General features: G+C 67.6%; 10 protein-coding genes. 4 read left to right on the plus strand and 6 right to left on the minus strand.

Annotated features, from left to right (window positions below; all coding sequences use genetic code 11):
- Positions 1-4 precede the first annotated feature (4 nt).
- On the minus strand, positions 5-1,528 hold the full coding sequence (locus C7416_RS05215) for a Fic family protein (protein WP_111517422.1): 1,524 nt from the start codon (positions 1,526-1,528) through the stop codon (positions 5-7).
- Between the two features lie 1,045 nt (positions 1,529-2,573).
- On the opposite strand from C7416_RS05215, the gene oxlT reads away from it, so the two are divergent.
- From oxlT to C7416_RS05230, 3 genes are all read left to right on the plus strand, one after another.
- Entirely contained in the window at positions 2,574-3,896 is a 1,323-nt protein-coding gene (gene oxlT / locus C7416_RS05220; protein ID WP_111517423.1) for an oxalate/formate MFS antiporter, read from the plus strand.
- 163 nt (positions 3,897-4,059) lie between these two features.
- Positions 4,060-4,872 (plus strand): helix-turn-helix domain-containing protein, encoded by an 813-nt coding sequence (locus C7416_RS05225; protein WP_111517424.1) that lies wholly within the window; start codon positions 4,060-4,062, stop codon positions 4,870-4,872.
- 77 nt (positions 4,873-4,949) lie between these two features.
- On the plus strand, positions 4,950-5,699 hold the full coding sequence (locus tag C7416_RS05230) for a dienelactone hydrolase family protein (protein WP_111517425.1): 750 nt from the start codon (positions 4,950-4,952) through the stop codon (positions 5,697-5,699).
- Positions 5,700-5,721: 22 nt separating this feature from the next.
- Here the strand turns inward: C7416_RS05230 and C7416_RS05235 are convergent, their stop codons facing one another.
- Positions 5,722-6,273, minus strand: a complete 552-nt coding sequence (locus C7416_RS05235; protein WP_111517426.1) for an RNA polymerase factor sigma-70 — start codon at positions 6,271-6,273, stop codon at positions 5,722-5,724.
- A gap of 300 nt (positions 6,274-6,573) precedes the next feature.
- Between C7416_RS05235 and C7416_RS05240 the strand changes: the two genes are divergently transcribed.
- Positions 6,574-7,266 (plus strand): 4'-phosphopantetheinyl transferase family protein, encoded by a 693-nt coding sequence (locus C7416_RS05240; RefSeq protein WP_240988282.1) that lies wholly within the window; start codon positions 6,574-6,576, stop codon positions 7,264-7,266.
- On the opposite strand, the gene C7416_RS05245 is transcribed toward C7416_RS05240, so the two are convergent.
- Genes C7416_RS05245 through C7416_RS05260 form a run of 4 tightly spaced genes read right to left on the minus strand, consistent with a single transcriptional unit; the run spans position 7,230 to position 12,420 of the window.
- Positions 7,230-8,588, minus strand: a complete 1,359-nt coding sequence (locus C7416_RS05245) for a lysine N(6)-hydroxylase/L-ornithine N(5)-oxygenase family protein (RefSeq protein WP_111517428.1) — start codon at positions 8,586-8,588, stop codon at positions 7,230-7,232. The two genes, C7416_RS05240 and C7416_RS05245, sit on opposite strands and share 37 nt — an antisense overlap.
- Entirely contained in the window at positions 8,585-9,667 is a 1,083-nt protein-coding gene (locus tag C7416_RS05250) for a GNAT family N-acetyltransferase (RefSeq protein ID WP_111517429.1), read from the minus strand. The genes C7416_RS05245 and C7416_RS05250 overlap by 4 nt, the downstream gene beginning before the upstream one ends.
- A 60-nt stretch (positions 9,668-9,727) precedes the next feature.
- Positions 9,728-10,753, minus strand: coding sequence for an alpha/beta hydrolase (locus C7416_RS05255; protein WP_111517430.1), 1,026 nt, complete (start codon positions 10,751-10,753; stop codon positions 9,728-9,730).
- Between the two features lie 26 nt (positions 10,754-10,779).
- Positions 10,780-12,420, minus strand: coding sequence for a cyclic peptide export ABC transporter (locus C7416_RS05260; protein WP_111517431.1), 1,641 nt, complete (start codon positions 12,418-12,420; stop codon positions 10,780-10,782).
- Positions 12,421-13,057 lie beyond the last annotated feature (637 nt).

Here is a 13,057-nt window from a genome sequence, read left to right on the forward strand (position 1 = left end):
CGCTTCAGTTGCTGGCGTGGCGCTCCAGGTAATCCGCGAACTCGTCGCGCACCACCGCTTCGATGCGCGCGAGCTCGCCGTCGGTGATGTCCTCGAACAGCTTGCGCTTGCGCCGCGACAGCTCGCCGTGGTTCTGCACGATCAGGTCGATCAGGTTCGACAGCCGCGACTGGCGCAGGTCGAGCCAGCTTTCGAGCCGGGTCACGCTGGCGTCGTAGGCGCGCAGGTACTGGATCTCCTGCGCCAGGTCCTGCTCGACGCATTGCTCGATGCACTCGAACACGAATTCGCACAGCGCGGTGGCGTCGAACGAGGCATAGAGCCAGTAGGGCTGCGGCGACTTGATCAGGATGGTGTCGCTGTCCGCATCCAGCGCGTAGTTGAGCAGCGCGGTACGCGGCGCGGAATAGGCCTTGAGCAGGCCGGCGTAGACGTCGAGCTGCTTGAGCATGCGCGCCGACACCGGCAGCACCACGCCCTCGGGCGTGACGCCGGCCTGGCGCAGCAGGTGGTGGATCAGGAAACGATGCAGGCGGCCGTTGCCGTCATAGAACGGGTGCGCAAAGACAAAGCCGAACGACACGCACGCCGCCACCACGATCGGGTTTGCCGCGTGGGTCTCGACCAGCCCCGCGACCGCGGCAATGCCGTCCATCATCGCGCCCAGCTGCGCCGGTGGCGGCGGAATATAGTCCGCGATATTGCGCAGCCGCCCGCCGCGCGACAGCCAGTTCTGCTGGTCGCGGAAGCTGTATTCGGCGCGCAGGCCCGAGATGATCTCGTTCTGCCATTCGCACAGCTGCGCTTCGGTCAGCGGCACGCGCTGGCCGGCATACTCCAGCAGCCGCCGGAACTTGGCGACGCGCTGGTTATCGGGAATCTCATGCTCGATCGAATAGGTCGAGCGGGTTTCGGCGAGGTAGAGATAATCCACCGCGCGCGCCAGCAACTCCGGCTCAAGGCGCCGGATGGCATTGCCCACCCGGCCGGGCAGGTCGGCGGCGATCCAGCGCGCCAGCTTCTCGGTACGGCGCACCACCGGGCAGAATGCCGCCGGCCCGAGGTGATTGTTCTGGATGCCGAACTGCAGGTCCGGCGTCGACGGGCCGGTCACGTATTCCGCCTCATCCAGCGCCAGCACCCGCGGCGCTCCCGCCGGCAGCTTGTAATCGAACTGCGCCCCGGCCAGCCATTTGGCATAGAAGGCGCTCAGCCGGGCATAGCGCGAGGTGGGCGTGGCCGCCAGCCAGGCGCGCACGTCCTGCACCGCCTGCGGCTGCTCGAACAGCGCCGCCAGCACGGTCAGGTCGAGCAGCTCTTTCTTCAGCGCAAAGGTGAGGTGGTCCACCGTGGTGTCGCCGCCGCGGTAGCGGTTGCGGGGGTAGACCGTGCGCGTGGTGCCGTCCGGGCCGGTATGGGTGCTGAGCACGCCGGTCTTGTCGCCAAGCGCGGAGGTGCAGCGCAACGGCGGCACGCGCAGGCCGAACTGGCGGATCAGGGCGTCGTAGCCTAGTGGTGCATGAGCCATGCGGAGGTCGGTGAAGCGAGGGGCTGATGCCCGCGGAGCTTACCATAGCTTCTACCGGACTTACCAAAACATCTACTCAACGACGGATTTCTGGCAATTTCATCTATGAGGCCGGCGCGCCATGGGGGCAAGTCGGCCGGCCAGCGGACGGCTTTACGAGGCGCTCTACTGCGCTTGCTGTTTTGTCTATTCCAGGCGCAGGCGATGACGTTTTCGTCTACATGGGCAGCCAGCGCCGCGCCGACGCCGAGGTTTTTAAACGCCGCTCAAAATGACAGCCTTGTCATAATCGAGGCGCATTGCCACATAATCGACGGCACCGCCGAAAGATCGGCTCAGGGTTTTCTCTGAGTTTGCCAATTAATCGGCGTAAAACCTATTTCCGCTATTTGACCGGCTCCATTTATCGCCTATAACTGCAACTACATGTTGCGGCCGATGTCACGCATCATGCCTCAGCCCGCCAGGTTCGCCTGCGGGCATTTTTTTTATATGCCGGCACGAGCCTAATCGAAGGCATTTAGCCTGAATCTGCCCGGACGGTGGGGGATAATCATGACAATTCTGTCATCATGACGCGGCTGTCATCATGACAATGTTGTAATGATAATGCGCCATTGTGATCGGGGTGGATTCAGAAGAAATACTCATCGATGCCGGAGCGGGCGCCAGATTTCCGCGCCAGTCAAGGGATTGCGGCCACCGCCCGGCACCGCTGCCAGGTTTTGCATACAGCTTCTGATGCGGTTTTGTCGTGAATATAAGTCGTCAATCAATGGCCCGCATTAATTCAGTGAAAACCCTGCCCCGGCTTTCGCTTGACTTCGTTGATATATCACATACTGTGTATCCCATCGCCGCTCCTAAGTTTGAGAGAGAGGTGAGGGCGGAGACCTCAGGTCGCGTCGTGATAAGAGGCAAACAAATGCCAATGACATTAGGAGACATGAAATGCCAGCAGCCACCCCTAAGCTGAGGCGCAGCGCGACCGTATATTCCTCCGCCCTGTCGCGAGTTAATGGCCAATCTATTCAAGGAGCGCGCAATGAGTAATCCATCGGCAATGGGGATGGGCGTCAATCACCAGGTCCCCGAAGGCACACGCTGGATGCAGCTGATCGTGGGGGTGATCTGCATGATCGCCACCGCCAACATCCAGTACGCGTGGACCCTGTTCGTCCCGGAGATCCAGGACACCTACGGCTGGTCCCGCGCCAGCATCCAGGTCGCGTTTACGGTGTTCGTGCTGGTGCAGACCTGGCTGGCACCGATCGAAGGCTACTTTATCGACAAGTTCGGGCCACGCATGATGGTGGCGTTCGGCGCGGTGTTCATCGGCGCGGCCTGGTGCATCAACTCGCAGGCGACCACGCTGATGGGCTTCTACGTCGGCGCGGCGGTGGGCGGGCTGGGCGTGGGCTCGATCTACGCCACTTGTATCAATAACGCCCTCAAGTGGTTCCCGGACCGCCGCGGCCTGGCCGTGGGCCTGACTGCCGGCGGCTACGGCGCGGGCTCGGCGGCGACCATCCTGCCGATCGCGGCGATGATCGAGTCGCAGGGCTTCCAGCACACCTTCCTGTTCTTCGGCCTGCTGCAGGGTTCGCTCGCCTTCGTCGCGGCGTGGTTCCTGCGTTCGCCCAAGTCGCATGAAGTCAAGGCGTCGGCCAAGCTGGTCCAGGCCACGCGCGACTACACGCTCAAGGAAGCGCTGTGCACCAAGCTGTTCTGGCTGATGCTGGTCATGTTCGTGCTGGTCGTCACCGGCGGCATGATGGCCGTGGCGCAGCTGGGCGTGATCGCCAAGGACCTCGGCGTGAAGGAGTTCAAGGTCGACCTGCACTTCTTCGTGATGGCCGCGCTGCCGCTGGCGCTGATGCTGGACCGGATCATGAACGGGATCTCGCGTCCGCTGTTCGGCTGGATCTCGGACAACATCGGCCGCGAAAAGACCATGGTGATCGCCTTCACGCTGGAAGGGCTGGGCATCATCGCGCTGGGCTACTTCGGCAGCAACCCGTACGCGTTCCTGATCCTGTCCGGGGTGGTGTTCCTGGCCTGGGGTGAGGTCTACTCGCTGTTCTCGGCGCTCGCCGGCGATGCCTTCGGCACCAAGCACATCGGCAAGATCTACGGCGTGCTCTACACCGCCAAGGGTATCGGCGCACTGTTCGTGCCGATCGGCAACCTGATGATGGAAGCGACCGGCACCTGGTCCACCGTGCTCTACACGGTGGCCGCGATGGACCTGACCGCGGCCTTCCTGGCGATCATGGTGCTGCGGCCGGTGCTGAAGAGCCACGTCGCCACCGCCCGGAGCCTGTTCTCGAAGGAGACCGCGGCAGCCGGAACCCAGGTACCGGCCTGAGGGCAATACCGCAGCGGCGCCAGATAAGGGCGTATCGCGGCAGAAAGGGCGGGCTTCTTCGGAAGCCCGTTTTTTTTTATGGGCCGGCTCTGCGCCGGAGGCGTGGCGCCTGTGATAAAGGTATGCCCATGCCCACCCCGGCGCGCCACAGCGCCCCTCAGTCATGTTTCAGGTCCTCGCCCCGTGCCCATCCCTGACGCCCTATGTCGACGGCTACTGGTTCGTGCAGGACCTGGAGGGCACCTACGCCGGCAGCGATATCACCACCTGTCCGTACCCGGGCGCGGTGCTGTCGGTCAACTTCGGCCGCCCGAACGCGATGGTGGGCGGCCCCATCGTGCCGACGGTGTCGCTGCTGGGCTTCCAGTCGGCCAGCCGGCGCTGGCAGTCGTGGTCCGATACGTATTTCGTCATGGCGATGCTGAGCGGCGCCGGGCTGGCGCGGCTGTTTCCCGGCATCGGGCCCGACTGCAGGGACCAGTTGCTGGACCTCGCGGGGTACCTGGGTGACCGGGCCAGCCACGCGCTCAGCGCTGACCTGAGCGCCGCCTGGACGCCGGCGCGCATCGTTGCCCGGCTGGATGCGTGGCTGCTGCAGCGGCTGGCGACGCTGCGGGAGCCCGCGGCGCTGCAACCGATGCGCGCGGCCCACGCGCTGTTGCGCCAGGGCCGGCAGGTACAGGAAGTCGCCAGCCTGATGGCGGTCAGCCGGCGCCAGCTGAACCGCTGGTTCGCGCAGCAGCTGGGGCTCGGCCCAAGGCAGCTGATGGAGCTGGAACGCCTGCAGCACAGCATCCAGGCGGTGCAGAGCGGCGCGGGCGATGCGCTGCACGGCTACAGCGACCAGTCCCACCAGATCCGCGCATGGCGCCGCAGCGTGGCGCAGACGCCGGGCGCGTATGCGCGCAGCGGGCAGTCGGCGCTGGCGGCGTCCTTTGGGCAGCGCCCGACCGGGGCGCCGGCGTTCTACCTGTGAGTGGGCCAGGCACGTCCCAAACGTTCAATACAGCGTTGCCGCGCGGCCGCATGCTGGCAGCCTGAACGGAGGGAACCATGAACGCTGCAAGCCTGCCGCCGGAGCGCGGCTTTATCTCCTATACGGATGGCACCACGGTCTTCGAGGGCTACCTCGCCAGGCCGGCCGCGATGGCAGCGTCACGCACGCCGTGCGTGGTGCTGGCCCATGAGTGGAGCGGCCTGAACGCGGCGATGCGCCGCTGCGCCGACCGCTTCGCGGCACTCGGCTATCCCTGCTTTGCCGCCGACGTGTACGGCAAGGGCGTGCGCGGCGACGAGCAGGGCGACAACGCGCACCTGATGGACCCGCTGCTGGCCGACCGCCGCTTGCTGCGCCGGCGGTTGCTGGCGGGGTTTGAAGCGGCCAGGCGCTTGCCCGGCGTGGACCCGCAGCGCATGGCGGCGGTGGGTTACTGCTTCGGCGGCCTGTGCGCGCTGGACCTGGCACGCGCCGCCGCGCCCGGCCTGGTGGCCGCGGCCAGCTTCCACGGCGTGCTGCAGCCCCCGCGCATCGGCCCTCAAGGCCCGATCGACGCCGGCGTGCTGCTGCTGCATGGCTGGGAAGATCCCGTGGCGCCGCCTGCGGACGTGCTCGCCATCGCCACGGAGCTGACGCAGGCCGGCGCCGACTGGCAACTGCACGCCTATGGCCATGCGCGGCATGCGTTTACGTTCGAGGACGCCAACTTCCCCGAGCGCGGCATCGTCTATGATGCCGCGGCCGACCGGCGTTCGTGGGCGGCATGCGCGGCGTTCCTGGCGGAGCGCTTCGCGGCGGCCGCCTAGCGGCAGGACCGGCGCGGCGCGTTCAGATCGCCTGTTGCCGCGTCAGCCTGGCGCGGCAATGGATACAGGCGTCGCGCACCATGAAATTCACCAGCGTCGGCGAGACCCCCAACTCCGACGCGATCTCCTTCTGCGTCATCCCCTGCAGCCGGCACATCTCGAAGGCGCGCTGGGTGCGCTCGGGCAGTTCCGCCAGCGCGCCGGCCAGCGCGCACAGCGCCTGGCGGTCCATCGCGATGATGTCGGGCGTGGTGGTCGGCGACGGCGCGTTGATGCCTTCGTCTTCGGGCGCCATCCATTTCTGCTCGAGCGTCTGGCGGCGGTAGGTATCGATGGCCAGGTTGCGCACCACCTGGAACAGGTAGCTGAGCCGGCAGCGGATCGACGGCTCGTCGGCCATGCCGCGCAGGCGCAGGAAAGCGTCCTGCACCACGTCCTCGGCCTGGTCGCGGGTACCCACGATGCGCGCCGCGGCGCCGACCAGGGCGCGCCGGTTGGCTACGAATAGCCCGAGCAGGGAATCGCCTGCCAGGATGGGAGCGGCGTGTAGGCCTGGTTCGGTCAGGGAAAGCATGGGGCGGCTCCTGGGATTGCTGCAGTGCGGAGTCGTACGTTAATACGAATGCGAATGATTCGCAATAAAGGAAAACGTAACACAGATGTTACCAAAATTGAAATTAATGGCACCATTTCGGCATATGAGAGAAATTAAATTTCGCGGCGGATGTTTCGTCTAGGGACAAGCGCCGTTAGCGCTAGGCCGTTTCCCAGTCCGTCGGCGCCCCCTAAATTTGCGTCGCCGCCATTCGTCCTGACCTGGATGGACTGTCGACACCTTCCCCCTGCCGAATTTCCGCGCCGTCTCCCGGCGCCGGTGCCGCAGCTGTCGCTGTGGCAGGTGGATCTTGCCGATCCGGTGCATGCGGCGGCGATTGCGGTTGCCAGCTGCCTTGCTCCTGCCGAGCAGGCGCGCTGCGCCACGCTGCGGCAAGCCGCTGACCGCCGGCGCTTCACGGGCGCGCGCGTGGCCTTGCGTACCGTGTTGGCGCGGCGGCTGGATTGCTCGCCGTCGACGTTACGTTTCGGCGCGGGCAGCCATGGCAAGCCTTATCTCGACGGCATCGCGGCACCGCCGTTCAACGTCGCGCATGCGGGGGACTACGCGTGGATCGTGCTGGCGGAAGCAGGCTGGGAGGTCGGCGTGGATATCGAGCGCATCGACCCGGCCCTGGGTCTGGCGGCAATGCGCGAGCTGGCCGCGCATTGCCTGACGCCGCGCGAGCGCGCATGGCTGGCTCCGCTGCCGGCCGACGCCTGGCCGCGCGCGTTCTTCCTGCGATGGACGGCCAAGGAGGCGCTGCTGAAGGCGCTTGGCCTGGGGATCGCTGACCACCTGCAGCATGTGTCGGTGGTGGCTGACGGGCAGGGCGGCGCGGGCCGCCTCGCCGTGGTGCCTGAATCTGGCCAACTCGCCGGACATGCGGCGGCGCTGGCGCGGATGCGGTTGTACCGGCTTGCCGCGCCGGACGGTTACGCGGCGGCGATCGCCTGGGTGCCGCCGGCCTGAGCCGGCTGCGCCATCCAGCGGCGTTCGCCAGCGAGCGCGTCGTGGATGTCGCCGGCGATTTCCTCGGCGCGCGCGGGCAGCACCGACAGCAGCGTGTCGCTGAGGCCGTGGCTGCTCTGGCAAAAGCCCTGAAGGTACACCGGCACCGCCAGCTCCGGTGCGGCCTGCACGCGGTAGTTGCGGTCGACGCTGAAATCGCCCAGGTAGCGCGCCAGCGGCGCCAGCAGCCGGCGATGGCTTTCGCGCTCGTAGCCGGTGGCCAGCACCACCGCATCGTAGCGACGCGTGTCGGTATCGGCGGGCGCGCCCGGCGCGGTGGCGCCGATGGCCAGCTCGATGCCGCCGGCGCCGCATTGCGCGCTTTGCACCGCCTTGCAGGTCACCAGGTTGACGCGGAACTGCCCGCTCACCTTCTGCCGGTACAGCATGGCGTAGATCTGGTCGATCAGGTTGGCGTCGATGACCGAGTAGTTGGTGTTCAGGTATTCGTCGATCAGCCGGTCGCGGCCCGCCTGCGCCTGCTCGAACACCACATCGGTGTAGGCCGGCGCGAAGATCTCGTTGACGAAGGGGCTGTCGTCGGCCGGCTTCAGCGCCGCGCCGCGGATGATCCAGTCCACCTTCACCGAAGGATAGTTGTCGTGCAGGTCGATAAAGGCCTCGGCGGCGCTCTGGCCGGCGCCGATCACGGCGATGCGCATGGGTTTGCCGCTGGCGCAGGGTTGCGTGCCGATCCAGCTCAGGTAGCCGCTGTGGTGCGTCAGGCGCGGGTCGCCGCTCAGGCCGGCAAACGCTTCCGGAATGCGCGGGGTGCCGCCGGTCGACAGCACGATGGCGCGCGCCAGCCGCGTGTGCTCGCGGCCCTGCGCATCGACCGACACCACCCGCACGCGCCCGATGCGCCCGCCCTGGGCTTCCGGCTCGATCCGCGCCACTTCCTCGCCGTGGCTGCATTGCCCGGCAAAGTGGCTGGCGGCCCAGCGCAGGTAGTCGTTGTACTCCATGCGGCTGGGGTAGAAGGTGCGCAGGTTGATGAAATCGACCAGGCGCCCGTGGCGATGCAGGTAGTTGATAAAGCTGTACGGACTGGTCGGGTTGCGCATCGACACCAGGTCTTTCAGGAACGAGATCTGCATCTCGCTCTGCGCCACCAGGGTATTGCCGTGCCACTGGTAGTCCTGTTGCTTCTCGATGAAGTGGGCGTCGAGCGGGCGGCCGGCCGCGGCCTGCTCCTGCAGCGCGATCGCCAGGGCCAGGTTGGACGGCCCGAAGCCGATGCCGACCAGGTCGTGGGCGGCCGGGGGAATCTCGCGTAGCGTCATGGGTTCGGTCCTTGCTGAGCAGTCGAAGGAGAGGCCGGGGAGGGGGCCAGGGAGGGAAGCAGCAGGTGTTCGCCAAAGAAGCGCTCGCGCAGCAGCATCACCAGCATGGCGCGCTTGTGCGGGAAGTCGAACTCCTTGACCTTGGAAAAACCGGCCTTGTCGAGGTTGGCAATCTGGCGCACATGGTCGGCGCGCGGCTCGCCCACGATGCGCTGGGTGCGCGGATCGTCGAGGAACTGGTAGTGCTGGATCGCGGGGAACCACGCGGTCAGGAAGGCCTTGCCGCGGAACGCCGGCTCGCCGATCAGCACATGCCAGCCACGGTCGTGGTCGTGCGCGTCGTAGAACGGCGCGATGCGGTTCTCCTTGGCCCAGTACACCTCGAAGTAGCCGAACGGCACGTCGTCGAAGGCGGCGATCAGCGGCAGCATGTGCGGGTCGTCGAGCAGCCCCTGCAGGTAGGCGCGGTGCCTGGCCTCGTCGCCTTCCTCGTTCCAGAAATACGCCACGTCCGGGTCGTTCATCCAGCGGTGCAGCAGGGGCAGGTCGCGCTCGAGTTCGGCGGCGCGAAGCGTCAGCGTCCGGTCCAGCCAGGGGATATGGCGCGCATAGACCACGCCGTGCGGCTTCGGTGCGCGCTGCGGGTGGCGCTTGCCGTCGGTCAGCACATAGCGCAGCGGATACGGCCCGGCCGAAGGTGCAAGGTAAAGCTCGGGGCGTTGCCACAGCAGCCCGGCATGGGCCACGCTGCCGCGCGCGCCGGATGCATCGCGCACCAGCACGCCGAGCGCATGCAGCCGTTGCTCGGCGTCGCGGGACTCGAGCTGCACGCGGAGCGTGCGCGGCGCGCCGTGCGCGAACGCGGCGTCCAGCGCCGCCATCGCGGCATGCGCCAGCGCGGCGGCATCGGCCTCGGTATCGAGCAGCCGCAGCGCGTCGCCGTCGAGCGCAAAACGGACCGGCGCGGCGGCGGCTTGCGTGACGGTAAGCGTCGCGCCGTCGAAGCGGCTTTCGCAGCGCAGCGCGGGGTCGGCGGCGAAGGAAACGTGGCGAGGGAAAAGAGAGAGCGTAGTCGGCATCGAAGTCCTGTGCAGGCGAGGCGATGGTTGCGGGCACGCGCCAGGCGCTGCCCGTCTTGCCTATCGAGACGAGGCAGCGGCCGTCGAATTTAGGCCCGCCGCGAGCGGCTGCACACGGCCACGCACACAGGAAAACGCCTGCGCCAGCGCCTCGGCGATGTCCTCATGCGCCTGCGCGGCATCGGCAACGATATTGCCCATGCGCAGGAACTCGTGGACCATGCCCGCATACTCGCGCACCGTCACCGGCACCCCGGCATCGGCCAGCTTGCGCGCATAGGCGTGGCCCTCGTCGCGCAGCGGATCGCACTCGGCCAGCACCAGCAAGGCCGGCGCCACGCCGCGATGGTCGGGCGCCAGCAGCGGCGCGAAGCGCCAGTCGCCACGGTCGCCGGCATCGCGCAGGTACTGGCGGTAGAACCACTCGATGGTCTCCGTATCCAGCAGGTAGCCCTGGCCGTAGCGCCGGTGCGAATCGGTGTCGGTGCGCCCGCCCAGTCCCGCGTAGCACAGCACCTGCAGGCAGGGCTGCGGCAGCGCGGGGTCGTCGCGCGCGGCCAGCGCCAGCACCGCGCCGAGCGTGCCGCCGGCGCTATCGCCGCCCACGGCGATCCGCTCCGGATCCAGCCCCAGCGTGGCGGCGTGCGCGCCCAGCCACGCCAGCGCGTCGATGGCATCGTGGGCCGCGGTCGGGAAGCGGTGCTCCGGCGCCAGCCGGTACGCCACCGACAGCACCGCGCAGGGCGTGCGCGATGCCAGCGCGCTGCACAGCGCGGCATGCGAGTCCAGGCTGCCCACGGTGAAGCCGCCGCTGTGGAAATGCAGCAGCACCGGCAGCGGCGGCCCGTCGCCGTGCGTGCGCGGCGCATAGAGGCGGGCATCGAGCCGCTGGCCGTCGCGGGTCGGGACCAGTAGCGCTTCGACCCGCGCCAGCGGCTCGGGCGGCAGGTCCAGCGCGGCCGAGGCGGCGTCGAATTCGCGCCGCGCCTGCGCCGGCGTGAGCTGGTGGATGACCGGGCGCTTGCCGGTCGCGGTGGCGATTTCCACCATGTTGAGCAGCGCTTCGAGATCGGGATGCAGTGCCATGATCGATGCGGATGGGGAAGAAGGGATCAGGCGGCGGAGGCTTCCGGCACCGGCGTGGCGGCGGGCGGCGCGGCGTCGCCGGCAAGCTGCCCGTTTTCGATCCGGACCACGCGGTCGGCCAGGCCGAAGTAGCGGTCATCGTGCGAGATCACCAGCACCGCCTTGCCCTGCGCGCGCAGTTCAGGCAGCACCTCGCGATAGAAGATGTCCTTGAACAGCGGGTCCTGGTCGGCGGCCCATTCGTCGAGGATCAGCACCGGCCGGCGCTCCAGGCACGCGACGATCAGCGCCAGCCGCTTGCGCTGGCCTTGCGACAGCGCCTGCGTGGTGAAGCGGCCCGCGCGCACGCCGACCTTGTGGCCAAGCTGGAAGCGCTCGATCAGACGGTTGGCCAGCGCTTCGTCCTGAGGATCGTGCGCCAGCAGCGTGTCGAACAGGTGGAAGTCCGAGAACACCGCCGAGAACAGCGCCCGGTAGTCGGCCAGCCGCGCCGGGTCGGCAGCCTTGCCGTTATGGAGCAGGCGGCCCGACAGCGGCGGGTACAGCCCCGCGACCAGCTTGGCCAGCGTGGTCTTGCCGCTGCCGTTGCCGCCCACCAGGAACACGATCTCGCCGGCGCGCAGCACCAGGTCGACCGGCCCGAGCGCGAAGAAGCTGTTCTCGCCCTCGTGGAAGTAGCGGTGGCTGGCGCCGTCGAGGGCGACCGACGAGAACGGCGCGGCAGGCGGCGCGCCCGGCGGCACCTCGGGATCGGCATCCGCACCGAGCGCCTCGATGCGCGCGTAGGCGACGCGGCCCATGCTCAGCGCCGGCAGCGCGTTCAGCAGCGATTCCAGCGGCGACATGATGTACAGGAACATGATGGTGAAGCCCGTCATCACCGCCGGATCGAGCGGCGTCGCGCGCGGCGCGAACAGCACGCCGCCGATGACCGCGAAGAACAGGAAGCTGCCGAACCCCAGCGCCACGAAGAAAATCGACAGGCCGCGCGTGCGCGCCGCGCGCACCGCTTCGAGCGTGGTGCCGAGGCTGTCGCGCAGGAAGCTGCGCTGCTTGTCATGGTTGAGCTTGAGCTCGCGCGCGCCGGCCACCAGCGCCTTGAACTGGCCGTGCAGCGCGTCCTGGGCGACGCCGGCCTGCTTCAGGTGCACCAGCGCGCGGCGGTGGTTCAGGTGATAGATCCACGAACCCACGCCCAGGATCGCGCAGGCAATGGCAAAGGTCGGCAAGGACAGCCAGGCCAGGTAGCCCAGGCAGCCCAGCACCACCATGGCGTTGGTCAGCACCACGGGGATCACGGACAGGCCGTTGGCGACATGGGTGCTGTCGTCCGCCAGCGCGGCCTGCACGCGCGCATTGCCGGTCTGCTCGATATGCGGATAAGGCGCGCCGATAAAGCGTTCGCAGATTTGCGCGCGGATGCGCGCCAGCGCGCTCTGGCTGACGCGCACGAACAGCGTCGACGCCAGCGTGCGGCAGGCCAGCACCGCGATCGCCAGCGCCGCGAACGGCAGCGCCAGCCGCGGCGCTTCGGCCCCCTGCGAGGCCAGCACGCGGTTGATCAGCGCCACCATGCCGACCGCGCACAGGCCCGCGGCCAGGCTGGCCGCGGCGGCCAGGACGATGGTAAGGCGCAGCGTGCGCGGCAGGGAGGCAAATAGCGTCATGCGGGCTGAGAGGCGGAGGGTCGTTACTGAGCGGATGACGTGCGGCGACGGGGGAAAATTAGGCGCATGGGCGATCCCGGGGGATAAGGTTGGGCCGCGCGGATAGATGCGGTTGACTTCGTGGATGCGCCGGCCCTCTCCCCCGCCCCTCTCCCGCAAGCGGGAGAGGGGAGAAAACAAGCGGCAATAAACGCTCGAGGGATCGCCCGCGACAACGCGTGCGAGCGCAGCGATGCACTCCGTGCCCGAGCAATAAACCTGAGATAGGGAGCGCGCGCAGCGCAGCCGAAGGCGTCGCACCGATAGTGTCAGCAGCAGGCTGCCTACGCCCTGTTGGGATCGTTCAAAAGTAGGTGATCGAAGGCACCGCCCCTGACTCACATAGCGTTAGCAGGTTCGAACGGGCACCCACGCCAAACGGAAATCACCACCCCCCGAACCACCCACGCCGCGGAATTGATTGCCAGCCGCATAGGCGACGCGTTTCTTGCCTACTTCTTGGCGCTTCCCTCCATGTCAGGATAGTTGTCGTCCCGCCGCCTTTCGATGAAGGACAATGGAGGGCGGAAGCGGTTGGAGAATGAAACGCTATCCGGCGGAGTACAAGGAGTGGGTGGTTGAGCAGATGATGCCGCCC

The sequence above is a fragment of the Cupriavidus phytorum genome (genome assembly GCF_003254285.1).
GTDB classification, from domain to species: Bacteria; Pseudomonadota; Gammaproteobacteria; order Burkholderiales; family Burkholderiaceae; genus Cupriavidus; species Cupriavidus phytorum.